General features: G+C 68.1%; 21 protein-coding genes and 2 pseudogenes. 11 read left to right on the top strand and 12 right to left on the bottom strand.

Annotation, left to right across the window (positions count from 1 at the left end):
• Window positions 1-168 precede the first annotated feature (168 nt).
• The 4 genes from AC3B5T_RS14310 to AC3B5T_RS14295 all read right to left on the bottom strand — a co-directional run bounded on the left by AC3B5T_RS14310 (window position 169) and on the right by AC3B5T_RS14295 (window position 3640).
• A complete protein-coding gene (locus AC3B5T_RS14310) occupies window positions 169-819 on the bottom strand; it encodes a GntR family transcriptional regulator (RefSeq protein ID WP_488357612.1) in 651 nt (216 codons plus the stop codon).
• A 52-nt stretch (window positions 820-871) separates the two neighbouring features.
• On the bottom strand, window positions 872-1903 hold the full coding sequence (locus AC3B5T_RS14305; RefSeq protein ID WP_488357611.1) for an isopenicillin N synthase family dioxygenase: 1032 nt from the start codon (window positions 1901-1903) through the stop codon (window positions 872-874).
• A gap of 76 nt (window positions 1904-1979) precedes the next feature.
• Window positions 1980-2864 (bottom strand): ABC transporter permease, encoded by an 885-nt coding sequence (locus AC3B5T_RS14300; RefSeq protein ID WP_488357610.1) that lies wholly within the window; start codon window positions 2862-2864, stop codon window positions 1980-1982.
• Entirely contained in the window at window positions 2861-3640 is a 780-nt protein-coding gene (locus tag AC3B5T_RS14295; RefSeq protein ID WP_488357609.1) for an ABC transporter ATP-binding protein, read from the bottom strand. Before AC3B5T_RS14295 ends, AC3B5T_RS14300 begins: the two co-directional genes overlap by 4 nt.
• Before the next feature lie 302 nt (window positions 3641-3942).
• On the opposite strand from AC3B5T_RS14295, the pseudogene AC3B5T_RS14290 reads away from it, so the two are divergent.
• From AC3B5T_RS14290 to AC3B5T_RS14280, 3 genes and pseudogenes are all read left to right on the top strand, one after another.
• Window positions 3943-5123: pseudogene (locus AC3B5T_RS14290) on the top strand (nitrate ABC transporter substrate-binding protein).
• 41 nt (window positions 5124-5164) lie between these two features.
• Window positions 5165-6187: an isopenicillin N synthase family dioxygenase gene (locus tag AC3B5T_RS14285; protein WP_010841725.1), complete on the top strand. Its 1023-nt coding sequence runs from the start codon at window positions 5165-5167 to the stop codon at window positions 6185-6187.
• Complete coding sequence (locus tag AC3B5T_RS14280) at window positions 6187-7518, top strand: amidohydrolase family protein (RefSeq protein WP_055474960.1); 1332 nt, start codon at window positions 6187-6189, stop codon at window positions 7516-7518. Before AC3B5T_RS14285 ends, AC3B5T_RS14280 begins: the two co-directional genes overlap by 1 nt.
• A gap of 6 nt (window positions 7519-7524) precedes the next feature.
• On the opposite strand, the gene AC3B5T_RS14275 is transcribed toward AC3B5T_RS14280, so the two are convergent.
• On the bottom strand, window positions 7525-8433 hold the full coding sequence (locus tag AC3B5T_RS14275) for a nucleoside triphosphate pyrophosphohydrolase (protein WP_055474961.1): 909 nt from the start codon (window positions 8431-8433) through the stop codon (window positions 7525-7527).
• 250 nt (window positions 8434-8683) lie between these two features.
• Between AC3B5T_RS14275 and AC3B5T_RS14270 the strand changes: the two genes are divergently transcribed.
• Window positions 8684-10375 carry a transposase gene (locus AC3B5T_RS14270; protein ID WP_488358774.1) on the top strand — a complete coding sequence of 564 codons (1692 nt, stop codon included), beginning with the start codon at window positions 8684-8686 and terminating at the stop codon, window positions 10373-10375.
• Window positions 10376-10475: 100 nt separating this feature from the next.
• On the opposite strand, the gene mfd is transcribed toward AC3B5T_RS14270, so the two are convergent.
• On the bottom strand, window positions 10476-14066 hold the full coding sequence (gene mfd / locus AC3B5T_RS14265) for a transcription-repair coupling factor (protein ID WP_010844306.1): 3591 nt from the start codon (window positions 14064-14066) through the stop codon (window positions 10476-10478).
• Window positions 14067-14156: 90 nt separating this feature from the next.
• Between mfd and AC3B5T_RS14260 the strand changes: the two genes are divergently transcribed.
• The gene (locus tag AC3B5T_RS14260) at window positions 14157-14729 is read left to right on the top strand and encodes a GNAT family N-acetyltransferase (RefSeq protein ID WP_488357608.1); all 573 of its coding nucleotides are present in this window, start codon (window positions 14157-14159) and stop codon (window positions 14727-14729) included.
• 25 nt (window positions 14730-14754) lie between these two features.
• Here AC3B5T_RS14260 and AC3B5T_RS14255 read toward each other — a convergent pair whose 3' ends face one another.
• The 3 genes from AC3B5T_RS14255 to AC3B5T_RS14245 all read right to left on the bottom strand — a co-directional run bounded on the left by AC3B5T_RS14255 (window position 14755) and on the right by AC3B5T_RS14245 (window position 17932).
• The gene (locus tag AC3B5T_RS14255; RefSeq protein WP_055475274.1) at window positions 14755-16338 is read right to left on the bottom strand and encodes a cation:proton antiporter family protein; all 1584 of its coding nucleotides are present in this window, start codon (window positions 16336-16338) and stop codon (window positions 14755-14757) included.
• Between the two features lie 187 nt (window positions 16339-16525).
• Complete coding sequence (locus AC3B5T_RS14250) at window positions 16526-17227, bottom strand: TetR/AcrR family transcriptional regulator (protein WP_035718099.1); 702 nt, start codon at window positions 17225-17227, stop codon at window positions 16526-16528.
• Between the two features lie 54 nt (window positions 17228-17281).
• Window positions 17282-17932, bottom strand: a complete 651-nt coding sequence (locus tag AC3B5T_RS14245) for a vitamin K epoxide reductase family protein (protein WP_488357607.1) — start codon at window positions 17930-17932, stop codon at window positions 17282-17284.
• Between the two features lie 153 nt (window positions 17933-18085).
• Between AC3B5T_RS14245 and AC3B5T_RS14240 the strand changes: the two genes are divergently transcribed.
• The 4 genes from AC3B5T_RS14240 to AC3B5T_RS14225 are packed head-to-tail and all read left to right on the top strand — an operon-like array spanning window position 18086 to window position 21859.
• Complete coding sequence (locus AC3B5T_RS14240; protein WP_010844301.1) at window positions 18086-18730, top strand: ABC transporter permease; 645 nt, start codon at window positions 18086-18088, stop codon at window positions 18728-18730.
• Window positions 18727-20040, top strand: a complete 1314-nt coding sequence (locus tag AC3B5T_RS14235; protein WP_488357606.1) for an ATP-binding cassette domain-containing protein — start codon at window positions 18727-18729, stop codon at window positions 20038-20040. Before AC3B5T_RS14240 ends, AC3B5T_RS14235 begins: the two co-directional genes overlap by 4 nt.
• Window positions 20037-20855 (top strand): ABC transporter permease, encoded by an 819-nt coding sequence (locus AC3B5T_RS14230; protein WP_488357605.1) that lies wholly within the window; start codon window positions 20037-20039, stop codon window positions 20853-20855. Before AC3B5T_RS14235 ends, AC3B5T_RS14230 begins: the two co-directional genes overlap by 4 nt.
• Complete coding sequence (locus AC3B5T_RS14225; protein ID WP_488357604.1) at window positions 20852-21859, top strand: glycine betaine ABC transporter substrate-binding protein; 1008 nt, start codon at window positions 20852-20854, stop codon at window positions 21857-21859. The genes AC3B5T_RS14230 and AC3B5T_RS14225 overlap by 4 nt, the downstream gene beginning before the upstream one ends.
• 128 nt (window positions 21860-21987) lie before the next feature.
• Here the strand turns inward: AC3B5T_RS14225 and AC3B5T_RS14220 are convergent, their stop codons facing one another.
• The 3 genes from AC3B5T_RS14220 to AC3B5T_RS14210 are packed head-to-tail and all read right to left on the bottom strand — an operon-like array spanning window position 21988 to window position 23918.
• Window positions 21988-22503 carry a pyridoxamine 5'-phosphate oxidase family protein gene (locus tag AC3B5T_RS14220; RefSeq protein WP_488357603.1) on the bottom strand — a complete coding sequence of 172 codons (516 nt, stop codon included), beginning with the start codon at window positions 22501-22503 and terminating at the stop codon, window positions 21988-21990.
• Window positions 22484-22774, bottom strand: coding sequence for a hypothetical protein (locus AC3B5T_RS14215; RefSeq protein WP_488357602.1), 291 nt, complete (start codon window positions 22772-22774; stop codon window positions 22484-22486). The genes AC3B5T_RS14220 and AC3B5T_RS14215 overlap by 20 nt, the downstream gene beginning before the upstream one ends.
• A gap of 1 nt (window position 22775) precedes the next feature.
• Window positions 22776-23918, bottom strand: a complete 1143-nt coding sequence (locus tag AC3B5T_RS14210) for an LLM class flavin-dependent oxidoreductase (RefSeq protein ID WP_488357601.1) — start codon at window positions 23916-23918, stop codon at window positions 22776-22778.
• Between the two features lie 186 nt (window positions 23919-24104).
• Here AC3B5T_RS14210 and AC3B5T_RS14205 point away from each other — a divergent pair.
• Together AC3B5T_RS14205 and AC3B5T_RS14200 are read left to right on the top strand one after the other, a co-directional pair.
• Window positions 24105-25278: pseudogene (locus tag AC3B5T_RS14205) on the top strand (LLM class flavin-dependent oxidoreductase).
• Window positions 25275-26615, top strand: coding sequence for an NtaA/DmoA family FMN-dependent monooxygenase (locus tag AC3B5T_RS14200; protein WP_488357600.1), 1341 nt, complete (start codon window positions 25275-25277; stop codon window positions 26613-26615). The pseudogene AC3B5T_RS14205 and the gene AC3B5T_RS14200 overlap by 4 nt, the downstream one beginning before the upstream one ends.
• The last annotated feature ends 38 nt before the right edge of the window (window positions 26616-26653 follow it).

Genomic DNA, 26653 nt, shown 5'->3' with positions numbered 1-26653 from the left:
CTCGCGTCGCGGTCCCCACCCGTTGGGGCTGCATCCGACAATCCGCCCACCGCACGGCCGGACGACATCGGATCAGCGTGCGCAAAAGTCACACCGACGACCTCCCGTGACGTATGAGCCGCTCGCGCGCGGGCCGCCCACGCTCCACCTGACGTGGCGACCGCGGCCTCACGTCCGGAGCAGGCGGACGAGCACGCCGGCGGCGTGGGCTCGCGCGGCCCGGTCCGCCTCGTCGGCATCGCCGGCCTCCAGCGCCGCGACGATCCTGCGGTGTTCGGTCACGGCATGCCGGCGGTTGTCCTCGTTCGACCACATGTCGGATCGGTACAGATGTGACTGGGTGTCGAGTTTGAGCAGGGCATCGCACAGCGGCGCATTGCCCGACAGCGACCGGACCGCGGTGTGGAAGTCGAGATCGAGTTGGGCGTCGCGACGATGATCGGGACCGGTGTGGAGCAACCGCTCCTGCTCGCCGAAGCGCTCCCACAGGTCCGCCAGCTCGGCGCGGGTCACCCGGACCGTCGCCTGGCGGGCGGCGAGTCCGTCGAGAACCTCACGGACCTCGAAGACGTGCCGCAACATCGCATCGTCGAGGACCGCGACCTTCGCCCCGACGCGCGGGGTGTAGACGGCCAGTCCGTCCATGACGAGTTGCTGGACCGCCTCCCGGACCGGGCTGCGGGACACGTCCAGTCGGGCGGCCAGTCCCGGAACCGAGAGCGACGCACCCGGTTCGAGGGTGCCGTCGAAGATCTCGTCGCGTATGCGGCGCAGGACCGACTGCATCAGCAGGGCGCCGTCGTCTCCGTTTCCAGTCATGACCGTCTCAGCGTAGAAGGCCGGCGCCCAGAAGGCATGATCCCCGACGACCTCATCCCGCGGCCATCACGCGCTGCGCCTCACGCTCGGCGCCGGCGGGTGCGACGCCGCTCTTCATCCCGGCCAGCTTCGCGTTGATGTTCTCGGCGACGGTGATCGGCGGGTATCCGGGGTGATCGGTACGGGCGCACCCGGGCAGCGTCTCGATGACGGCATCGGCGTTGCCGTCGAAGAAGAAGGCCGCCGACCGGCGACGGAGGATCCGGCCGTCGACGACCGGCGGATCGACGCGGTGCACCGTCGAGCGCCAGCGGTCATTCGTCCACCGCGCCATGGCATCCCCGAGATTGACCAGCAACGCGCCGTCGGCGGGTGCCACGTCGTGCCACTGCCCGTCGTGATCGAGCACCTGGAGCCCGGGAACCCGATCGGCCCACAGCACGGTGAGGATCCCGAAGTCGGTGTGCGCGCCCATCCCGGTCAGCTCCCCGGCGAGCTCGATCTCCCCTTCGGGCAGGGTGTAGTTGTTGAGCTTGAGAGCGTCGATGGAGTGATCGGTCATCGTGTCGAAGTACCCGCGCGGCAGGCCGAGAGCATCGGTGAACGCGATGAGCAGAACTCGGGAGAGCCCGCGCGCGGCATCGAACCAGGTTTCCACGGCGGGGCGGAATCCCGGCGCCGCGTCCGGCCACGTGTTCGTCGGGTAGCTGGACTCCGGCAGGTCCAGGCCCGGGAACCACGAACCCTCCGATCCGACGGTGAACGCCTCGTAGAAGTCGTTCATCTGGTTGGCTGCGGCCACCCCGAGGCTCATGCTCAGCGATTCGCTCTTCGGGGGACTGTAGCCACGGTTCTGACCGGGCCGGGCGTATCGCTTCTTCACCTCGAGCGGGAGCGCGTAGAACTCGTCGAGGGCAGCGGTCAGCGCGTCGATGACACCGGGAGCGATGCCGTGGCCGACCACCTGGACGAAACCGACTCCGCTGCAGGCGTCGTCGAGGGCCCGCGCCACCGGGGCGCGTTCCGCAGGCGAGCCGAGTGGGTCGAGGTAGGGCGAGATGTCGATCGTGGGAACGGTGAACATATGTGTCCTCCGGGTGGGTTCGGGACGACGGTGGAGTGGTGGGAGATGCTGGATGAACAGTTGGTGCGGGGCGTCGTCAGCGGCGACGATTGACGGCGGCGTTCAGGATGCTGAACACACCGAAGACGAGGATGCCGAACACCGATGCCAGGACGATCGCCGCGATCAGGTCGTCGGACTGCAGACGAGCGCGATAGATGTCGAGCAGTGTGCCGATTCCCGGCTCGCCCTTGGCGAAGAACATGTCGCCGATGATGGCGCCGACCACGACGAGCCCGGAGGCGGTCCGGAAACCGGTCATCATCGACGGCAGCGCCGACGGGAACTCGAGCATCAGCAGGCGCTGCACCGGTGTCGCCTTGGACAACGTGAACAGTTCCTGCGAGGACCTGTCGACCGAGACCAGACCGAAGTGCGTGTTGGCGATGATCGGGAAGATGGCGATGATCACGCACACGATGGTGCGGGCGACCATCCCGTACCCGAACCACAGACCGATCAACGGGACGATCGCGAGCACCGGGATCACCTGTAGCACAACGGCCCAGGGGTAGATCGCGCGTTCGAGAAAGGACCCGCGGCTCATCAGGACCCCGATGGACACCCCGATGAGCGCGGCGAACACGAACCCGACCACACAGACCTTGGCCGTGACCCACAGCGCATCGAGCATGGGCCCCACGTGATCCGGGTCCAGCAGCGACTCGAACAGCACGGTGTGCGGGGGCGGGAGCAGGAAACGCCGTGCGGGACTGAGGATCAGATAGGTGACCGCGTACCAGGCGCCGATGCCGACGGCGAGCGACAGCACGGGAGGGGCCCCGTACCGCAGCACGGCCGCGATCCGGCGACGCGCGGCACCCTGCCGCGACGGTGTGGGCGGCTCTGCAGCGGGCTCCGACGGCGAGGCCGGTCCGTGTTCCGCGCCGGTGGCGGGACGGGATCGGGCAGCGGTGGTCATCGTGCACCTCGGAGGGTCTCGGAGATCTCGGCGACGCGATCGGTGAAGCGGGCGTCGTAGCGCAGGTCGGGATGTCGGGGGTGGGCGAAGTCGATGCCGATGTCGGCGACGATCCGCCCGGGGCGCGCCGACATGACGACCACCCGGTTGGCGAGGAAGACCGCCTCCGACACCGAGTGCGTGATGAACATCGCGGTGAACCGTCGCTCGGCGTAGAGCCGCTGCAACTCCGATTGCATGTCGAGCCGGGTCATCTCGTCGAGCGCACCGAAAGGTTCGTCGAGAAGCAGCAATTCGGGTTCGGAGGTCAGCGAGCGGGCAAGCGACGCGCGCATCTTCATGCCACCGGACAGCATGCGGGGCAACTGGGACTCGAATCCGGTCAGACCGACCGCGTCGATCGCCGCCTGTGCCCGGCGCCGGCGTTCACCACGCGGCAGCCGGGCGATCTCGGCACAGAGCTCGACGTTGCCCCGCACGCTGCGCCAGGCCAGGAGGGTGGGTTCCTGGAAGATGAACCCGACCGATTCCGTGGCGAGCGCCACGCTCCCCTCCGTGGGCTGCTCGAGCCCCGCAACCATCCGGAGCAGGGTCGACTTGCCGCATCCCGACGGTCCGACGACGGCCACGAAGTCGCCGGCGCGCACGTCGAGGTCGACTCGGTCCAGCGCACGAGTCCCGGAGTCGAATCGCTTCGTCACCCCGGAGACGGAGGCGACGACATTCTTGGTGAAATGACGCGCATCCACGTCGTTCACCGTGTCGTAGAGTTTCATCCGGCCTTCCCGTTCCCCACTTGTCTACATGTAATCAACGGCTGCTGTCTGCTCTCTCATGATTGGTTACATGTATTGCGGAATGATGACCACGTGTAAACACTGGGTCACCAGGACCCCGGTTTCGACCTCGACGCAACGGTCTGTCGTGACCATAATTCCAGTTCAGATAGATTTTTGGTCGAAGGCGGGTTGCTGCGGCCGGCATCCGAGACCGGCTGGCGCAATCCGGATCAGCCATTTAGCTTTCACATGTAGATCGCGAAAGTGTCGCGAATACCGGCATCAGTCCAGGAGATCCCATGACCCCTCACCCACCGTCCCGTATCCGCCACTCGCGTCTGGCCGCGGCAGCCGCGGCGGCGACGGTCTGCGCGGCCGTTCTCGCCGGATGCTCGAGCTCCGGGTCCGACGACACCGCGGCGTCGACCCTGCCGTCGGCGCCGGCCGAAACCACCCTCGCCGGGACCTGCCCCGACAACATCGTGTCCAGCTCCAGTGGCAACCGCAGTCCGACATGGCCGGGGTCATCGGACTTCTCGGCCCCGGATACACCGTCGACACCGACAACAAGTCGGTCTCCGGGCCCCTCGCCTACGACGGCATGGACACCGGAGTGGACATCACGTTGCGCGCGGGCGGACCCGCGATCGGATTCCAGTCGGTCCCGTCGGCGATGTACTCCGACGACTCCATCCACCTCGGTCTCGTTCACGGAGATCAGATGATCTCGGCGGCCAAGGACCAACGCGTCGTCGGCGTGACGCCGCTGCTGCAGTACAACCCCTCGATCATCATGTGGGACCCCGCATCTCACCCGGAGGTGAAGACGATCGCCGACATCGGCCGGTCCGACGCCAGCGTCGTGGTGTCGAAGGATCAGATCTTCCCGCAGTGGCTGGTGGCGAAAGGCCTGCTCAAGCAGAGCCAGCTCGACACCAGTTACGACGGCGCACCGGCTCGTTTCGTCGGCGACCCGTCCATCACCCAGCAGGGGTTCGCGAACTCCGAGCCCTACACCTACGAGAACGAGACCCCGTCGTGGAACAAGCCGGTGGGCTACGCCATGGTGAAGGACGCCGGATACGACGTGTACGCGTCGAACGTCTCGGTGCGCGCCGATGACGTCGCGGAGATGTCGCCATGCCTGGAGAAACTGGTCCCGATGATCCAGCAGACCGGCAAGAACTACGTGGCCGCGCCCGACGCCGTCAACGCCACCATCGTCGACTGGGTCTCCCAGGACGTCTCGTTCACGCCGTACACCGCCGGTGAGGCCGCGTACTCGGCCGGCCTGCTCAAGGACCGCGCGGTCATCGCCCCGGGCGCCGACGGCGTGTACGGCAGCTACGACATGGCCAAGGCGCAGAACGTGATCAACGACCTCGTGCCGATCCTGAACGCCGGCGGCGCCGACCTCCCGCCGTCGCTGCCCGCCGACCAGCTGTTCACGCCCGAGTTCATCAGCGAGCAGATCCGCTGACCGACGTGACAGCATCATCCCTGACCACAGTGAGGACAACCATGACCGAGACCACCCCCATGCACTCACCAGCCGACCTGGAGAACATGGCCGACATGGCCGAGCTCGATCGCGAACGCCGGATGGGCGGGCTGGGAACCGAGACCACCGCCCGCGAGATCCGACGCATCAGCCTCGTCGACCTGGACAACCGCCGGGACGAGATCGCCGACCAACTCTGGTCGGCCGCAACCGACATCGGATTCTTCCAGGTCGTCGACCACGGCATCGATCTGGCCGCGGTGGACCACGCGTTCGACATGTCCGCCCGGTTCTTCGCACTCCCCCGCGAGGTCAAGGCGCAGTATCCGCTCAAGAAGGGGCAGAACGCAGGCTGGGAGTATCGCACCCAGGTCCGCCCGTCGATCGGGACCCCGGACCAGAAGGAGTCCTATCAGTTCACCCGCCCCCGCATGGAGGGCCTGTGGCCGAGTGAGGACGAGCTGGCCGGGTTCCGCGCCACCATCGAAGATTTCGAGCACCGGTGCTGGTCGCTGGCGATGACACTGCTCAGCTGCTTCGCCGAGCGCCTCGGTCTCGAGCGGGACTTCTTCACCCGGGCGCACGACCCCTCGTCGGACACCTACCAGAGCACCCTGCGGCTGCTGCACTACTACGCCTTCCCCGACGAGCTGATCGATACCGAGAACAGCTGGCGCGCAGGCGCACACACCGATTTCGATGCCCTCACCCTGCTGTTCCAGCGGTCCGGCCAGGGAGGTCTCCAGGTGTTGCCGGGGGCGGAGGCCGAGGGGCAGGCCTGGACGTCGGTCGAACCGTCCGACGACGCCATCACCTGCAACATCGGCGACATGCTGATGCGCTGGTCCGACGACCGGCTGCCGTCGAACTTCCATCGGGTCCGGGCTCCGCGGCGGGGCGAGTACACCGGTCCGCGCTACACGCTCGCGTACTTCGCACAGGCGAACTCCGACGTGCTGATCGAGAGCGCCGGTGGCACCTATCCCCCGATCACCGCTGCCGACTATCTCGCCCAGCGCATCGCCGCGAACTTCGCGAAGTGATGGACGCACACTCCGCCGGGGCCGCCGATCCGTCGGCGGCCCCGGCCTTCTGCGACGTCACGGTGTACACCGCGGGTCGATGGCGGCCACACTGCGACATCCACGTCGCCGACGGAATCGTCACATCGATCGACCCGACCGCCCGTCCCGGCGGGGAGACCGGCGGATTCGTGATCCCCGGGTTCGTCAACACCCACACCCATCTCCAGCAGACCCTCATGCGCGGTGTCGCCGAATGCACGCCGCTGCTCGAATGGTTGCTGGCCGTCGGCGAGGAGTCGGTGGCGATCACACCCGAGCGGGCCTACCTCGCCGCGGTGTCGGCGTGCCTCGAGTTGCTGCGATCGGGCACGACCACCGTCGTCGAACACATGTGGCCCCACCCGTCCGGCGAGGTCCATGACGCCGTCGTCCGGGCGTTGCGCGACACCGGAATCCGCGCAGTCCTCGGTCGTGGGGTCGCGGACCGGGCCGACCCGACCCGCAAGTGGGGGTTCGAGCCCCGGCTCATGCAGCCGCTCGGCGACGTACTCGAGCACGTCGACCACCTCCGGAACGAGGTGGCCGGGTCGCGGATCTCGATGGCCCTGGCGGTACCCAATCCGCGCTCGGTCACCGACGCCGGGATGCGGACGATCCGCGAGTTCGCCCAGGACCGCGGAATGCCGGTGTCCATCCACCTCCTCGAGACCGGCACCGACGAGCAGATGTGCCTGCAACACACCGGGTTCGGCGCCGTCGACCATCTCGACCGCAACGGCTTCCTGTGGAACCGGGTCCTCGCCGTCCACTGTGTGGAGCTCGACGACGCCGGCCAGCGCACCCTGGCCGCCCGGGACGTGGCCGTGTCACACAACCCGTTGTCGAACATGCGTCTCGGTAGCGGGGTGGCCCCGGTACCGGCGATGCTGGACCGCGGACTGGCCGTCGGCCTGGGTGTGGACGGTGCCGCCAGCAATGACACCCAGGACATGCTGGCGACGTTGCGCACCGCCGCGTATCTCCAACGCGCCGTCCATCGGCGCGCCGACCTGCTCGGCTTCGCCGAGATGCTCGACATCGCCTGCGGTGGAGCGAACTCCGCGCTCGGTCTGCCTGCGGTCGTCGGCGGGGTCACGGTCGGGGCACCCGCGGACCTCACGCTGGTGCGCTTCGACCGCGATTACGCCACCCTCCCCGTCCGCGACCCCGGCGCATCGCTGCTCACCACCGGGTCGCGGTCCATCGTCGACACGGTGATGGTCGGCGGCGAGATCCTCGTCGAGGACGGCCGGAACACCCGGGTCGACGAGGCGGAGTTCACCAAACAGCTCGCCGCGCTGGACGTCTGAGGTAGGTCAGGCCGAGTTGTCGTCGAGGACAGCCGCCCACGCTTCGGGCGAGTCGAGACTCACGCCTTGCTCGACCGCGCGCTTCTCGGCCGCCCGGACGTCGGACATCAACGCAAGCGCCCGCTCCCGTGCCTGCGCCTCGACACTGTCGTCGCCCGCCGTGACCGTCACGGTGAGGGTGTCCGCCGGGATCGTCTCGACGGGATACTGTGCGGCGGTGAGACGTTCGAGCACTTTCTGCAGGAGGGCCAGGGCGGGCTGAGTGGTCGCCACACCGTCGAGCACCGAGCCGCGTCGCTTCTCGGCCGCCTTGCGTTCCTCCCACTCCCGAATCTGCGTCTGCAGATCCGAGTGAGCCCCGGACAGCACCCCGGGGGTACGGCCGGAGACCTTCGCGGTGAAACTGCGAGCGACGTCGTCGATGTCGAACGGTGCGTCGGGATCGTCGGCGGCGATCCGCGCGTGGAACAGCACCTGCAGCAGGAGGTCTCCGAGTTCTTCGCGGAGCTCGACCGGATCACCGGCCTCGATGGCGTCGAGGACCTCGTACACCTCTTCGAGCAGGTAGCGGCGCAGCGAGTGGTGCGTCTGGGTGCTCTCCCACGGCCCGTTCCGGCGCAACGTGTCCATGAGCGCCACGGACTCCAGGAGCGCGGTTCCCGCGACGGCCTGCGCGGCGATGACCTCCTCACCGCGGTCCACACGCGCGCGCACGAGTGGATGGTCGGGATCGGTGCTGACGAGCACCGACTCGGGATCCTCGGCCGTGTCGTCGAAGACGGGCTCGACCTGATCGAATTCCCAGAGCATCGTCGCGGGGACGTCCTCGGTGACTTTGACCGGCCCGGCGAGCACGCCGCGTGCGCGGATGGGGATCAGGTCGGGCCGTGCCGGGTCCAGCAGCACCACCGTCATTCGTCGTACGTCCTTTCGCTGCCCCCGCGCCTGTCCTTCGTTTCGATCAACCTATCCCGTGGGCTCGCCGACCGGCGGGAGCCCACCCGGAATCCGGCCGTCCTGTTCCTGACAACGCCCCGCCGAAAACCACCCCTGGAAACCACCCTCAGGAGCGACAGCGCCGACATATCGGGCTGTTGCAAAATTCCGGTGTCAGCCGACGGCTTGTCGGGAGCGGTGTGTGGTGGGTATCGGCGATGATGTGTTGGTGGCCAAGGGTTATCGTCCGGTGCAGCGTGATCAGCAGTTTCTGATGCCGCCGAGTATGCGGGAATGGCTTCCGGCCGATGATCCGGTGTGGCTGGTCATCGAATCGGTCGCCTCGCTGGATACCGCGGCGATACGGGCGGTACGCAAGACCGGTGGAGCCGGTCGCGCCGCCTATCACCCGGATATGTTGTTGACCTTGTTGATCTGGGGGTGGGCCCAAGGCCAACGGTCCTCGCGGCAGCTGGAACGGTTGTGTCACCGCGACGTCGCCTACCGCATCATTTGCGGTGGTGAGGTCCCTGATCACGTCACGATCGCCCGGTTCCGCGCGGACTGCGCACCCGCGATCGAGGACCTGTTCACCCAGGTGTTGATGCTGTGCTCGCGGGTCGGGATGGGCCGACTTGGGGTGGTGGCCCTCGACGGAGTGAAGATCGCCTCGAACGCCTCGCTCAGCGCCAATCGCACCGAGCAAGGCTTGCGGGAAGCGTTGGCCAGTGAGGCTGCGCGCGCCGCGGCCGAACACGCAGCCGCTGACACCGCCGACGATGATGTTCATGGTGATGACCGCGGTGACCTGTTACCCCGCGGGCTGCACGATCCGGGGTCGCGGCAGGCCCGGATCGCCGCGGCGCTGGCTGATCTGGCTGCCCACACTGAACAACTCACCAACGCCGAAGCGGTGGCCGCGCAGCGTAGGAACGAACGTGACCAGGCCGCCGAGAAGTCCCAGCAGGCCCGCGAGGAGAAGATCGAGCGGGCGCGGGAACGCCGCGCTGCGGGCGGGCCCGCCACAGGCAAGGGATCGTTGCCGATCGAGATCGAGGTCGAGGTGCTGACCGAATCGTTGGCGCGGGCCATCGCGACCCACCAAGCAAAGATCGACCACTATCGACCAGGTCAGCGAGGCCGCAAACCCGGGCCGGTCGAGACGAACTACTACGTCAGGCGCGCCCAACGAGCACTCGAGCGGGCACAGCAGCGGCAGCAGCAACGTGACGCCGCGGCAGCGGCTCGGCCCGCTGCGGTCTGCACCCCGCCGACCACCGCGACCGCGGCAGCACCGTCACGGGAACCCCGCCGTAACATCACCGACCCGCAATCACGGATGATGGGATTGCGCGGCGGCGGCTGGCTCCAAGGCTTCAACTGCCAGGCCGTGACCAGCGATGACGGGCTGATCATCGCGACCGGCGTGGGCAACAACCCTGCCGATGTCACCACCTTCACCACCATGCTCGACAAAGCCGTCACCGCCGCCGCACTCATCGACACCCACCGCCCCAAACCGCCGGTCTCACCAGGAATAGGGGTCGTGTTGGCTGATGCCGGCTACCTCTCCGAACACAACCTCACCGCACCCGGACCAGACCGGCTCATCGCGACCGGCAAACACCGGGCCGTGGCCCACGCCGCGCAGCACGCACCCACACACGGGCCGCCACCATCAGAAGCCTCCCCGATCCAGGCCATGACCCACCGGCTGGCCACACCCGAGGGACATGCGCTCTACCGTCAACGCGCCCACATCGCTGAAACCCCGTTCGCCCACGCTAAACACAACCTCGGCTTCCGCCGCTTCACCAGCCGCGGACTCGACAGAGCCACAGCAGAATTCAGCTTCCACGCCCTCGTCCACAACCTGTTCAAAGCCATCGGAACCGCCGCTTTGACCCCCACCACCGCCTGAGACCGGACGCTCCGCGACCGGCCATCACGCCCAACCCGCCCGCCGACCCGTTTACGCAACAGCCCGATATCGTCATCCGCCCGGCCCTGATGGGTGCTTATCAGACGCTCTCGCCGACCGGCTCCGGCCTGAGTTGAGTGAGGAACGTCGTGACGAACTCGATCAGCTCGTCGTCGCGCAGACGCGCCGACCCGACGCCCCCGGTGCGCGGGATCGGCAGCGTGACCACCGATGTGGTGGCCCGGTAGGTTGCCGAGGAGTACAGCCGGCGCAGACGGACCTGCTCGCTGTCGAGGAGTGACAGCGGCGAGATCTTCAGACCCTGACCGGCCAGGCCGATCTCGCTGATCCCACGCTCCCGGCACCGCAACCGCAGCCGGGCGATGGACGCGAGGCGCGTGGTCTCCACCGGTGGCGGACCGTACCGGTCGTTGAGTTCGACGAGGACCGAATCGACCGCGGCGTCATCGGTCGCCGACGCGAGCTTGCGGTACGCCTCGAGGCGCAGGCGATCGGAGTCGACGTACTCGACCGGGATGTGTGCGTCGACGGGAAGATCGATGCGTACCTCACCCGTCTCCCGCGATTCGACCGGTTTCCCGTCCGCGGCAGCGCGATACGCCTCCACCGCCTCGCCGACCAGACGGACGTAGAGATCGAACCCGACGCCCGCGACATGCCCGGACTGTTCGGCGCCCAACACGTTTCCGGCGCCGCGCAGCTCGAGATCCTTCAGCGCCACCGCCATTCCCGCGCCGAGTTCGTTGTTCTGCGCGATCGTCGCGAGCCGGTCGTAGGCGGTCTCGGTCAGCGGTCGGTCGGGGCTGTAGAGCAGATAGGCGTATCCGCGCTCGCGACTGCGGCCGACGCGCCCACGCAGCTGGTGCAGTTGCGAGAGGCCGAGGTTCTCGGCGCGGTCCACGATCAGGGTGTTGGCGTTCGAGATGTCCAGGCCCGTCTCGATGATCGTCGTACAGACCAGCACGTCGTATTCGCGATTCCAGAACCCCGACACCGTGCGCTCGAGCTGGTCCTCGTTCATCTGACCGTGCGCGACCACGACTCTCGCCTCCGGGACCATCGCGGCGATGTCCCTGGCCGTCTTGTCGATGGTCGAGACCCGGTTGTGCACATAGAACACCTGACCATCGCGCAGCAGTTCGCGGCGGATGGCGGCCGCGACCTGTTTCGGCGCATAGGCGCCGACGTAGGTCAGGACCGGATGCCGTTCCTCGGGCGGGGTGAGGATCGTCGACATCTCCCGGATGCCGGCCATCGACATCTCGAGTGTGCGCGGGATCGGGGTCGCCGACATCGTGAGCACGTCGACGTGGGTGCGCAGCGACTTGATGTGTTCCTTGTGCTCGACACCGAACCGCTGCTCCTCGTCCACGATGACCAGTCCGAGGTCCTTCCAGACGATCCCGGTCTGCAGCAGACGGTGGGTGCCGATGACGACGTCGACCTCGCCCTTCGACATCGCCTGGGTGATCTCGCGGGATTCCTTGGGGTCGGTGAACCGCGACAGGCCGCGCACCCGCACCGGGAAACCACTCATCCGCTCGGTGAAGGTCTGCAGATGTTGTTGCGCGAGAATCGTCGTCGGGACGAGGACGGCGACCTGCTTGCCGTCCTGCACGGCCTTGAACGCGGCGCGGACCGCGATCTCGGTCTTGCCGTAGCCGACGTCGCCGACGACGACGCGGTCCATCGGAACGGGACGCTCCATGTCGGCCTTGACCTCGGCGATCACCGTGAGCTGGTCGACGGTCTCGGTGAAGTCGAAGGCGTCCTCCATCTCCTGCTGCCACGGCGTGTCGGGCCCGAAGGCGTGTCCCGGCGCGGCGTGACGGGCGGCATAGAGTTGGACGAGTTCGCCGGCGATCTCGCGAACGGCCTTGCGCGCCTTGCGCTTGGTGTTCTGCCAGTCCGAGCCGCCGAGTTTCGACAGCGACGGCTGTTCGCCGCCGACATAGCGCGAGAGCTGGTCGAGTGCGTCCATCGGGACGTACAACCGATCGGCCGGCTGACCGCGCTTGCTCGAGGCGTACTCCAGCACGAGGTACTCGCGCCGGGCACCGGAGACGGTCCGTTCGATCATCTCGACGAACTTCCCGATGCCGTGCTGGTCGTGCACGACCAGGTCACCCGCGGTCAGCGCCAGCGGATCGACCTGGTTGCGCCGCTTGGCCGGCAGTCGGCGACCGTCCCGGACGTTGGCGACCCGGGAGCCGGTGAGGTCGGCCTCGGCCACGACCACGAGTCCTGCATCGGGACAGACGATCCCGGCGCGCAGCGGCGCGCAGAACACGGTGACCTCGCCGGCCTGCGGGCGGTGCCCGGGTTCGGCGATCACATGCGGCACCTCGGCGTCGGACAGGCGCTCACCGACGCGTTGCGCGGTACCCTTGCCCGCCACCACGATCGCCGCCGGCTTGCCGTCGGCGACGTGCGCGCGCAACTGCGCGAACATCGCGGCGATCTCACGGTCGTCGCCCCGAGGCGCGGGACCGGGAGCCAGATCGAGTTCGAGTTCGTCACCGCTGCCGGTCGAGAGTGGACTCAGCGTCCACCAGGGACACCCGGCGTCGAGCGTCGTCTTCAACACCTCGTCCAACGGCCGGTACGCGCTGGCCTGCAGATCGATGCCGAGGCTCGCCGAGGACCGTCCGTCGATCGGCGCTCCCGCACCCATGGCGGCGGCGGTCCACGATGCCTCGAGGAACTCCGCACCCGTCTTCGACAGGTCCGACGCCCGGGTCCGCACCTTCTCCGGGTCGAGGACGAGGACCCGGGTGCCGTCCGGGATCACCTCGGTCAGCAACTGCATGTCGCCGTCGACGAGCGCGGGGATCAGCGCCTCCATCCCCTCGACCGGGATACCCTCGGCCAGCTTGCCGAGCATCTCGGCGAGGGTCGGGTCGTCGGCGTTGCTCGCCGCCAGGTCGCCGGCGCGTGCACGGACCTTGTCGGTCAGCAGGAGTTCGCGGCCCGGGTGGATCCGCACCTCAGTGGTCTCGACCTCAGGCTGGCTGCGCTGGTCGGCGACCGAGAAGGCACGCATCTCGGTGATCTCGTCGCCCCAGAACTCCACTCGCACAGGATGGTCGGCGGTGGTCGGGAACACGTCGAGAATGCCGCCGCGCACCGCGAACTCGCCGCGGCGGCCGACCATGTCGACGCGCTCGTAGGCCATCTCGACGAGTTGGGACAGCAGAGCGTCGAAGTCGACCTCGATGCCTTCGCGCAGGGTCACGGTCGCGACGTCGCCGAGGCCGGGGGCCATCGGCTGGACGAGCGAGCGAACGGTGGTCACGACGACCCGCAACGGAGTGTCACCGGGGTTGGCGAGCCGGTGCAGTACGGCGAGTCGCTGGCCCACGGTGTCCGCACTCGGCGAGAGCCGCTCATGCGGCAGCGTCTCCCACGACGGGAACTGAGCGACGGCGCCGGCGTCGTCGAGGAGCTCGGCGAGTTCGGCGGTCAGATCGTCGGCCTCCCGGCCGTTGGCCGACACGACGAGGAGCGGGGCATCGGCGCCGGCCACCAGGCACGAGACGAGGAAGGGCCGCGCTGCATCGGGCGCGGTGATGTCCAGCCGGCGCTCGTTCCGGTGCGCGTGCACCTCGCGGAAGGACTTGTCCGCACACGCGAGCGCGGCCAGACCGGACAGAGCAGACGGCGTCGACACTCCGTCGATTCTATGGGGCGACGATCCGCCCGTCCCCGCCCGGTCAGCGCGAGTTCCCGCGGCCGGGGCAGCTGTCCTAACCTCGTCGGCATGAGCGAGCGCGCATCCGAGGCACCCTCGACCCCGATCCGGGTGACCGACGCGACGATCGACGACTGCGCGGCCGTCGCGGGCATCTACGCCCACTACGTGCAGAACACCGTCGCGACCTTCGACTATCTGGTCCCGTCCCTGTCGCAATGGCACGCCAAGCACGCCGCGATCACGGCCGCGGGCCGGCCGTTCGTGGTGGCCCGCGCCGTCGACGACGGTGTCGAGCGGGTCGTCGGCTACGCCTACCTCGGGACGTTCCGGACGATGCCGGCCTACGACCTGTCGACCGAGGACTCGATCTACGTGCGGCCCGGTCAGGCCGGGCGCGGGATCGGTACGGCTCTGATGTCGGCGCTGCTCGATCGCGCGAACCCGGACAACGTCCGCCACATCGTCGCGGTGATCGCCGCGACGGGCGGCGAGGGCTCGATCGCGTTACACCGTCGGTTCGGGTTCGACGAGGTGGGTCGCCTGCGCGCCATCGGACACAAGGCCGACCAGTGGATCGATTGTGTCTACATGCAGAAGGATCTCTGGACGCGCGACGACGCTCCCGGTGCGGGCGGCTGACGACCCGCTCGCGGAGGCGTCGGCGTCACCGTTCCAGCCCCGCTGCCTCGGCGGCCGCGTCGGCCAGGCCGACACCGGTGCCCTCGTAGATGTGGAACGCCACGTCCGCGCCGCGCTGGAGCAGTTCGTCGCGCTCGTCGTCGTACTGCGCGACGACCGCCACGGTCCCGGTGACGCCGAGTTCCTCGATCCGTTCGAGCGCGACCAGGTTGGAGCCGTGGAAGGGCATCGCCAGGACGAGCAGTTCGAGCTCGTGGACGCCGACCGCGCGGTCCCAGAAGTCGGCTTCGGTGGCGTCGGCGTCGAGGATCCGGACGCCGCGTGCGGCCAGTTCGCCCGCCTTGAGCGGATCGTTCTCCACGCCGATCACCGGAAGGCCGTATTCGTCGACGAGCCGCTCGTACACCGAGTGCCCGACGCGGCCCATGCCGAGGACCAGTACGCGCGCCGGCGCCAGCACGATCGGGGCGTCGTCGGGGTGGGCCCGGGCCGCGGCCGTGGTCGGGACGAACGCCGACAACCGGGTCACCAGGCCGGTGCCGCGGCGATTGACCAGGGTGGAGAACACGAAGCTCCCCGCCACCGCCACCGACGTCACCACGAGCCAGTCCTCGCCGATCATCCCCACTCCCACACCGGTCGCGATCACGATCAGCCCGAACTCCGAGAAGTTGGCCAGCGCGAGTCCGGTCAGGATCGACGTCCGGCGACGCAGGCCGAACAGGGAGAGGACCAGCGTGTACACCGCACCCTCGAACGGCAGGAGGACGATCAGCAGCAGACCGAGCAGAACCGTTTCGGTCGTGGGGGTGACGTGCAGCCCGATCGACACGAAGAAGCCGACGAGGAGCAGCTCACGCAGACCGAACAACGTGCGCGACAACTCCCCCGCGCGCGGATGGGAAGCGAGCAGGACGCCGATGACCATCGCGCCGAAATCGCCCTTCATGCCGACGGATTCGAAGAGCCAATACCCGGGCACGAGGGCCATCACGATTCCGAACAGCGTCTGCAACTCGCCGTGGCCGAGGGTGTTCCACAGGCGGCGGACGAGCCACGCGCCGGGGATCAGCAACACGAGGGCAAGCGCCCACGGGCTCGGCGGTTCGCCCTGCATCGCGGTCAGGTAGGCGACGGCGACGATGTCCTGGAGGACGAGGACGCCGATCGCTATGCGGCCGTAGAGCGAGTGGGATTCCGACCGCTCGTCGAGGACCTGGACCACGAACACGGTGCTGGAGAACGACAGCGCAAAGCCCAACAGCGCCAATGTCTCCCAGCCCTCGTCGGTGAGCATCGGCACCCCGAGGGCGGCCAGGAGGCCGAGGAATCCGGTGGTCAGCCCGAGGATGACCAGGAGGTTCACCGCCGTGGTGACGACCACCTCGCGCCGGAGCAGCATCCGTACGTCGAGCTTGAGGCCGATGGTGAACAACAGGATCGTCACGCCCAGCTCGGCGATCGTGTCGATGATCGGCAGCTCGTCGATTCCCGGTGCGTGCAAGATGAATCCGGCGGCGAGGTAGCCGACGAGGGTCGGCAGGCGCGCCGCGCGAGCGAGGTACCCGCATCCGAAGATGACGACCAGGTAGATCCCGACGGTCTCCATGTCCGAGGCGCCTCAGCCGAAAGCGGTGTTCGGCCGGTCAGCGCCGCTCGGGGTCGACATCGGTGGATCCTTCCGGCCGGGGGACGCAGAGTGAATCAACCATAGACGCGGACCCGTTGCCCCGCCGTGCAGCTCGGGGCGGGTCCACACCGCCATCGCGGGCCGGCGAGGCAAGACCCCGGGTTGGTCAGGCGTCGTCGGCGCTCGTCCGCCTCCGGGACTCCACGTAATCGGGTCCGACGAGCGCGGGGTCGGGGTCGAGCCGGGTGAGCCCGTTCCAGCAGAGGTTGACGAGGTGAGCCGCCACGACCTCTTTCGACGGCTCGCGCACGTCGAGCCACCACTGCGCCGTGACCGACACCATCCCGACGAGCGCCTGCGCATACAGCGGGGCGAGCGTGGGATCGAAACCCCGTCGTTCGAAATCGCCGGCAAGGATGTGCTCGACCTGACTGATGGCGTCGTTGAGGAGACTCGAGTAGGTGGCCGTCTCGCCCGTGGCGGCGGTGCTGTCCCCGCGTACGAGGATGCGGAATCCGTCCGTGCGCTCCTCCATGTACGTCAGCAGCGCGAGGGCGACCTGCTGGATGCGGTAGAGCGACCGGTTCTTCGACAGCGACGAGGTCACCATCTCCAGGAGGGTCTCCATCTCGCGGTCGACGACGACCGCGTACAAACCTTCCTTGCCACCGAAATGCTCATAGACGATCGGCTTCGAGACGCCCGCGCGCTGGGCGATCTCCTCGATCGACGTGCCCTCGAAACCGCGCTCGGCGAACAGGCCGCGCGCGACCTCGATGAGCTGCAACCGGCGCTGGGCACCGGTCATCCGTGCTCGAGGTGCGCGCTGCACCTCGGCCGAACCTTCCGACGGACGCCCGATAGCCATGGCCCCAGCGTAGGGCGCGACGCCGCGGATTCCGAACGGTCCGGCCGAGTGGGGTCAGTACAGGCTCGACCAGTACGACCAGAACCGCACGGCGATCAGCACGATCACCAGGCCGACGGCGGCGACGAGAATCGGGGCGTGGTTGCGCGCGAGGACCAACGCGACGCGTGAACGCGAGGTGAGACCACTCGCGTGCGCGTTGCGCACCGTGACGAAGACGAAGATCGGCAGCGTCACCGCCCACACGACCATGCAGTACGGGCACAGCGCCCCGATCGAGTAGAGGCTCGAGTAGATCAGCCAGGAGATGAACACCATCGCCGCGGTCACCCCGACCTGGAGTCCCGCCCAGTACCACCCGGCGAGGCGAGCCCCGGCGAGCAGGGCCACACCGGTGGTGACGACGATGGCGAAGCCCGCGATACCGAGCAGCGGGTTGGGGAAGCCGAAGAGCGCGGCTTGGGGCTCGGCCATCACCGACCCGCAGCTCAGCACGGGATTGAAGTTGCAGGACGGCACGTAGTCGGGGTCTGCTGCCAGTTCGAACCGTTCGACGGTCAGCACGAAAGACGCGACGAAACCGATCGATCCGCCGACGCTCAGCAACCAGGCGACGATCCGCGTCCAGGAACGCACGGCCGCGGCCAGCAGGAGCCGGTCGTCGCCGGCATCGACCTTTGCGGTGGTCAGCGCACTCTCAGTCACTTTCCCAGCATGACACCGCCCGGCGGTGAGATCGACCCACGCCGCGTCGAAGTCACACTGGATCGGTCCAAATGTCGGCAGTTCCACTCGACCGTGCGTAATGTCATTTCAGACACCGGGGGGCGCGAACGCCCCGGGGATGGGACAGCAACAGTGCAATTGTGGGACTATCTCAGTGAGAACGCACGATCCCTCACCTTTCTGACGTATCAGCATGCGTCGCTGTCGTTCCAGACAGTGCTCGTGGGTACAGCCGTGGCCATCGTCGTCGCCGCCGTCGTCTACCGGCTTCCGCTGGCGAGTGCGCTCACGCTGACGTCGAGCCGTGTGGCGCTGACCATTCCGTCGCTCGCCCTGCTCGCATTGCTGATCGTGCCCTTCGGACTCGGTGTGACGCCGTCGTTCCTCATGCTCGCGTTCTTCGCCACGCTGCCGGTCATCGGCAACGCGGTGGTCGGTTTGCGATCCGTGCCGCCGTCCGTGGTCGAATCCGCCCGCGGCATCGGCCTTTCGCGATGGCGGATCCTGCTCACGGTCGAGTTGCCGATCGCCTGGCCGGTGATCCTGACCGGCATCCGCGTGTCGACCCAGATGATCGTCGGTGTCGCGGCGATCGTCGCCTACGTTCTCGGACCCGGTCTGGGATCCCTGATCTTCAACGGCCTTTCCCGCCTCGGCGGTGCCAATGCACTCGAAATGGCGCTCGCCGGAACGATTCTGATCGTGATCATCGCCCTCATCTTCGACGCTCTCCTGGTTCTGCTCGGCCGCCTCACCATCTCCAAGGGACTCTCATGACCGACACCTCCACCTCCTCCGCGCCGAACGGCACCAACCGCAACGTCACCGGCGAGTCCATCCGGCTCGACGGTGTGGCCAAGCGTTACCGGGGAAGCACCACGCCGGCCGTCGCGCGCCTCGACCTGGAGATCGACGCCGGCGACATCGTCGCCTTCGTCGGCCCGTCCGGATGCGGCAAGACGACGACGCTGAAGATGATCAACCGCCTCATCGAACCCACCGAGGGGCGCATCTACATCGGCGGACGCGACGTCACCGCGGAGAACCCGGACAAACTGCGCCAGTCGATCGGCTACGTCATCCAGTCCGGCGGGTTGTTCCCGCACTGGTCGGTGAGCAAGAACATCGGCGCCATCCCGCGAATCCTCAACTGGGACAAGAAGCGGATCGCCGAACGCACCGAATACCTGCTCGACCTCGTCGGACTCGACGCCGCGACCTTCGCCGACCGGCTCCCCAAGGACATGTCCGGTGGTCAGCAGCAGCGCGTGGGCGTCGCACGCGCGCTCGCCGCCGATCCCCCGGTGCTCCTGATGGACGAGCCGTTCGGCGCCGTGGACCCGATCACCCGAGCCCGCCTGCAGGACAAGCTGATCGCGATCCAGCACGAGCTGGCCAAGACCATCGTCATCGTCACCCACGACTTCGAGGAAGCGACCAAACTCGGCGACAAGGTGCTGATCCTCTCCGAGGGCGGCCGCATCGAGCAGTTCGCGCCCCCGGAGGAGATCCTGGCCAACCCGGCGAGTCCCTTCGTCGAGGAGTTCGTGGGTTCGGGTGCGACACTCGCCCACCTGACCCTCACCCGCGTCCGCGACGTCGACATCAAAGAGGTGGTCACCGCCCGCGTCGGAGAACCGTCCGGCGATGTGGTCGCCCGCGCGAAGGCGGTCGGCGAGGACTGGGTCGCCGTGGTCGATCAGCACGGCCGCCCCCGCGCCTGGCCGTCGGTCGAGGAGATCCGCGCCAAGCCAGAGGTCTCGGACTACCTCGACCCCCGGCTTCCCGTCGTCGCGCAGTCCTCGACGCTGAACGACGCCCTCGACTCGATGCTGGCGACCAGCCAGGGTGGCGTTCTCGTCACCGACGGGCGGGGCGCCGTCGTCGGCGCGCTGAACATCGCGGCGGTGATGGAGGCGATCCGTGGGCAACTCGCCACCGTGCGAGATGACGACGCCGAGGTCGGTTACCTCGACCATGCTGATGGGTCGGCTCCCGTGGAGACCCCGGTCGTGGCGGCCGACGACGATTCCGGCACCGAGCACGTCGCCGGAGGAGTCACTCCCGAGACGAGCGTCGAGCGGTGACCGGCTTCATCGCCGAAGAGGCACGGATCACCGATACCTCGAAACCGCCTGCACCAGAATCGGTTCCGAGTGGCTTCCGGCGGCGACTCGCCCGCATTCCCATCGATGTGTGGTTCGAGCCGCTGGTGATCGTGGTCGTCGGCGTCGGTTTCGTGATCTGGTACGCGAACACCACTTTCACCAGCACCGAGAGCGCGGCGATGTCGTGGCCGGCGTTGCGTGCCACCATCCTCGACCACATCCAGCTGACGCTGGTCGCCACGATCATCGTCGTCGTGATCGCGATTCCGCTCGGCATCGCGCTGACCCGGCCGTCGCTCCGCTGGCTGAACCCGATCGCGGTCAACATCGCCAACATCGGACAGGCGGCGCCCGCGATCGGCCTCCTGGTGTTGTTCACCTTCTGGCTCGGCACCGGTTTCACCACCGCCGTCGTCGGTCTGGTCGTGTATGCCGTGCTCCCCATCCTGCAGAACACGATCGTGGGGCTGCGGCAGGTCGACCAGCGGACGGTCGAGGCCTCGCGGGGCATCGGACTGTCGGCAGTGCGCACCCTCGTCCAGGTCGAGCTGCCCCTGGCCGTGCCGGTCATCCTCAACGGAGTCCGGACCGCACTGGTCATCCTGGTCGGCACCGCCACCCTGAGCACGTTCATCGGCGCGACCAGCCTTGGCACGCTCATCACCACGGGGATCACCCTGTTCCTGCCGAAGCTGCTCGTGTCCGGCGCGATCCTCGTCGCGCTGCTCGCCATGACGATCGACTGGCTCGGACGCCTCGTCGAACTCGCTGCGACTCCTCGGGGGATCGCATGATGGCCCGCCCGCATCCGGTCCGCGCCCGCCGCGTCGCAACGGTCCTGGCGGCGTCGGCCACCGTCCTGATGATGTTGTCCGCGTGCGGCTTGGTCAGTTCGTCCGGAACCTTCCGTCCCGCTTCCCTTCCCGGCGGCGAACGCCCGCTCGAGGGAACCTCCATCGCGGTGACGTCCAAGAACTTCACCGAGCAGGTCCTGCTGGGCAAGATCACCGCCACGTATCTGGCGGCCGCCGGCGCCGACGTCGACGATCTCACCAACGCGCCGGGCTCGATGTCGTCCCGGCAGGCAGTTCTCAACGGCGACGCCGACATCGTGTGGGAGTACACCGGGACCGCCTGGCAGACCTACCTGGGCGAGACCGAGACGATCTCCGACCCGCAGCAACTCTACGAACGCGTCCGCGACGCCGAACGCGCGAACGGGGTCGAGTGGCTCCCGCCGGCGTCGTTCAACAACACCTACGCGTTCGCGGCGTCGTCACCGACCGCCGAACGGCTGAACGTCAAGACGATGTCCGACATCGCCAAACTCCCCGAGTCCGAGCGGACCTTCTGCATCAACGACGAGTTCTACTCGCGCGCCGACGGATTCATCCCGATGTTGAAGGCCTACGACATTCCGCTCGACCAGCCCGGCGGGGTGCCCTCGAGCAACGTGACCATGATGGATTCCGGCGTCGTCTACACCTCCACCGCGCGTAGCGAGCCCTGCAATTTCGGCATGGTCTACTCGACGGACGGTCGCATCAAGAACCTGGATCTGGTCGTCCTCGAGGACGATCGGAAGTTCTTCCTGCCCTACAGCGGATGCGTCGTGGTCAACACCGGACTCAACGACGCCAATCCGGAGATCGCCGAACTCATGGCACCCGTGTCGGCCAAACTCACCGACCCGCTCATGCAGGAGCTGAACGGGCTCATCGACATCGACGGCGCCGATCCCTCCGACGTCGCCTACGACTGGCTGAAGGACGAGGGCTTCATCGTCCCGGTGGACTGACGACCCGTCGACTGTGCGTCGAATCCCGTCGACTGGTTGAATCCGCCACGGATTTCGACGCACGGTCGACGAATATCGACGCACGGTCGACGGGATTCGACACACGGTCGACGGATTTCGACGCACAGTCAACGAGATTGGGCCGAATTCGGTGCGAACACCGTCATCCAGTGCGGGTGCAGCCGGTAGTAGACGACCTCGGCGTCCCAGTCGAAGGCGTCGTCGCCGTAGATCGTCTTGAAGTGCGCCACCAGCTCGGGCCAGTCATCTGCGCGAGGACCGTCCAGCGGATTCAGGATCTCGACGGTCCCGTGGGTGAAGACACCCAGTTCCTCACCTTGGATGTGCGCGACGCTCGCGGCGGGACGGGCGGCGAGATGTCGGGCCTTCGCGGCGGCGCGCGCCGTGCCGAAGATCCACTTCCCATGGAGGAAATGTCCGTCGACGGCACTGATCCTCGGTTCACCCGACGCCGTCACGGTCGAGAGCGCGAGAACACGCATCCCGGTCAGGATGTCGACGAGTTGTGCTGCGCCGACGGTGTTGTCACTGCTGATGATGGAACGCAGATGGTCCGTCGAGCGGGACAGGGAGGCGTCGAGAAGGGTCTGGAGTTCGCGGAGTTCATCCGGGGTCTCGTGCATGGTGGGCGTTCCTCGTGGGCTGTTCGCCGGCGACGACGGTCGTCGCCGAGGAACCCCATGGTGCCACCGGAAACCACCTACAGGGCTGTCCGCGACCGACCGTTCTTGCTGTCTCGAGCGGCAATCCCAGGGGCGGCGCCTCGGGATGCAGGGCAGCGCCCGCGGCGAGAAGGTCCACGTCGACGCGACACCGCAGGGCGGCGAACAGCGTACCCAACGACGACCGCGCACCCGTGCGCCGTCCGAAACCCGCTGCATCGAAGCCGGTCACGTCAGTGTCCTTCCAATCCCCATGCAGTGGCGAGCAATTCATGCGACGCCAGCCGATGGTCGAAGTCGTGGGTGACGCTGGTGACCAGCAACTCGTCGGCACCGGTCACCCGGGCGAGCGTCCGCAGCCCGTCGACGACGGACTCGGGATCGCCGACGAACTGGGTGCGCACCCGATCGTCGACGAGAGGGCGCGCATCGCCGTCGAGGGAATCCGCTGTGTCCGGGTCGGGATACGGTTGCGCGCCCGCCCCGCTGCGGATGCCGTGCACCCAGTGCCCGTACGTGGACGCGCGGTGACGTGCGGTCGGTTCGTCCTCGGCGACAACGACATCCGCGGAGACGATCACATACGGCTCGGCCAGGACCGGCGACGGCCGGAACGCGCTGCGATACGCCTCGACGGCCTCGAGAACCGTGCTCGGGCTGACATGGTAGTTCGCGACGAACGGCAGCCCCCGCGCACCCGCGGTCTGCGCGCTCTGGCCCGTGCTGCTCCCGAAGATCCAGACCGCCACGTCCGCGCCGCGCCCGGGCACCGCGGTCAGCTCGACGTCGTGGTGCTCGAAGTCGCCGGCCAGGAGCGCGAGGACGTCGCCGACGGCGTCGTCGAAGTCCGGCGGTGACGCACCGTCGAACTGCGACGCCTCGAACGCGGCGACGACCCGCGGTGCGTTCAGGATCGACTCGACGGGGAACGGCGTCGGGATGAGCAGGCCGTCGACGATCTGGTCGGGCTGTCGGGGTGCGGGCGCGCGCGGTGCGGACTGCCGGTCGGTGGTCGTCAATTCGGTGCGGCGCTGAGCGGAACGCCCGAGCCCCAGGTCCAGCCGGCCGGGATACAGCGCGTCGATCGTCCCGAACGCCTCCACGATCGACACGGGGGTGTGCAGGCCGCTCTGCACCGCCGCCGACCCCACGCGGATCGACTCGGTCGCGGCGGCGATCAGCCCGATGAGTGTTGTCGTCGACGAACTGGCCACCGCGACGAAGTGGTGCTCGGCGAGCCAGAACCGTCGGTAGCCCAGGCGTTCGGCGTGCTGGGCCAGCGCGACGCTGCGGCGCACCGCTGTCGCGGCGTCACTCCCCTCGGTGACCGGGGCGAGATCCAGCACCGACAGCGGTATCGGTTCTCTTCCCGTCACACCGCTCTCCGACCGACTCGAGTCCTGCGCCGAACACACCTCATCCTGACCACCGAAGCGTGGCCGCCGGTTTATCGGAAGGGTTTGGCCCACCGCGATCCGATGACCGACGCCCGGAATCCACGGTCTCTCCGCCACCGTTCGATCCAGGGACAGATATCGACGACACGACTGAGAGAGGACTCCATGGCCGAGCACGTGCACGTCGCCGTGGCGCTGGACGGAGCCGGGTCGCACCCGGGCGCGTGGCGGGCACCCGGAGCCCAGGCGAACACCCTGACCACGGCGGCGCACTGGCAGGAACGGCTCGCGGAGGCAGAAGCCGGGCTGCTCGACTTCGTCACCCTCGCGGATTCGTTCGCCCTGCACCGCGGGCATCCACGCACCGATCGGGCGACCGCGGGACTCGACTCGGTACTGCTCGCCTCCCGTCTCGCCCCGACGACCCGGTCGATCGGGCTGATCCCGACGGCGACCGCCACCCACACCGAGCCGTTCCACGTCTCCAAGGCGATCGCGACCCTCGATTACGTGAGCAACGGACGTGCCGGAGTCGTCCTGCGCACCACCGCAGATCCGGACGAGGCCGCGTTGTTCGGCCGGCGACGGTTTCCCGACGACCCCGCGGTGCTCGCCGACCTCGCGTCCGAGGCCCTCGACTTCGCCACCGTGATCGGACTGCTCTGGGACTCGTGGGAGGACGACGCCGAGATCCGCGAGGTCGCGACCGGTCGGTTCGTCGACCGGGACAAGCTGCACTACATCGGACTTCGCCGGAGACCATTTCTCGGTGCGGGGTCCCGCCATCACGCCACGACCACCCCAGGGCCGGCCGGTCATCGCGGCGACCGGCGCACATCCCACCGACCTGCGGGTGATCGGCCGGGGCGCCGACCTCGGGTTCATCAACCCCCGCGACGTCGACGACGCCGTGCGTGCGGTGGACGCCGTGGGCACCGCCCACTCCGACGCCGGTCGCGGGATCGCCGACCCCGCACTCCTGTTCGTCGATCTGTTCGCCGTGCTCGCCGCGTCGGAGTCGGCGGCGAGAGCACGCCGGGCGCAACTCGACGAGTGGGCGGGTGAACCGTTCACTCCCGACAGCGCGGCCTTCGTCGGCACCCCGGCCGGGCTCGCCGACGAGATCGAACGCTGGACAGCCGTCGACGGGGTGAGCGGGGTGCGGTTGCACCCGGCCGCCGTGCCCGAGGACCTACACGTGATCACGCGGGAGGTCGTGCCGGAGCTGCAGCGTCGCAACCGATTCCGTGACTCCTACACCGCGCCGACGTTGCGGGGCCATCTTGGTCTGGCGCGGCCGTCCAACCGTTTCGCCGCTGGAAAGGCCGGTGTCGCATGACCAAGCAGGTGCATCTCGCCGCCCACTTCCCCGGGGTGAACAACACCACGGTGTGGAGCGATCCGGAGTCGGGCAGTCAGATCGAGTTCGACTCGTTCGTCCATCTCGCCCAGACCGCCGAGCGCGGGAAGTTCGACTTCTTCTTCCTCGCCGAAGGACTGCGGCTCCGCGAGCAGAACGGGCTGATCTACGACCTCGACGTGGTCGGACGACCGGACACCTTCACGGTCCTGTCCGCACTGGCCGCGGTGACCACCCACCTCGGCCTGACCGGCACCATCAACTCGACCTTCAACGAACCGGTCGATGTCGCACGGCAATTCGCCACCCTCGATCACCTGTCCGGCGGACGTGCGGCGTGGAATGTGGTGACCTCATGGGACGAGTTCACCGGCGAGAACTTCCGCCGCGGTGGCTATCTGCCCGAGGACCAGCGGTACGCGCGCGCCAAAGAGTTCCTCACCGCGGCAGCGGCTCTCTGGGACTCATGGCGAGACGACGACGTCGTCGCCGATGCCGAGAGCGGCCAGTTCCTGGCGCGCCACGACGCCGGCGAGTTCGACGTCACGAGTTCGCAGTTCGACATCCGCGGGCACTTCCCGACCCCTCGTCCGCCACAGGGGCGGCCGGTCATCTTCCAGGCCGGGGACTCCGACGAGGGCCGCGAGTTCGCGGCCGCCACCGCCGACGCCATCTTCTCCCGGCACGCCACGTACGATGCCGGCCGAGCGTTCTACACCGACGTCAAGCGGCGCCTCGCCGCGTACGGACGGCACCCCGAACAGCTCCTGGTCCTCCCCGCCGCCACCTTCGTCGTCGGCGACACCGACGCGCAGGCAGCCGAACTCGCCCACGAGGTGCGCCTACAGCAGGTCAGCGGGCAGACGGCGATCAAGTTCCTGGAGCAGTTGTGGAATCGCGACCTCTCCGACCACGACCCCGACGGTCCGCTGCCGCAGGTGGATCCGGTCCCGGGCGAGAACACGGTCGCCAAGGGACGCGCGAGCGTGCGCATGCACCGTGACCCGGTCGCCGTCGCGCGCGAGTGGCGCGACCTGGCCGAGGCGAAGAACCTGACCACGCGCGAACTCATCATCGAGGTCACCGGCCGCCAGTCGTTCGTCGGCTCACCGCAGACGGTCGCGCACACGATCAACGACTTCGTGCAGGCCGACGTCGCCGACGGCTTCATCCTGGTGCCCCACATCGTGCCCGGCGGACTCGATCGGTTCGTCGACGAGGTGGTGCCGATCCTCCAGGAGCTCGGTGTCCACCGCACCGACTACGAGGGCACCACGCTGCGGGACAATCTGGGGCTGGCACGACCGGCGGGATGAACCCGCCGGGCACCGAGAAAGGGCGCCGTCGCGCCTCG

The sequence above is a fragment of the Gordonia sp. G4 genome (genome assembly GCF_057770005.1).
This window is presented reverse-complemented; position numbering and strand designations above follow the sequence as displayed.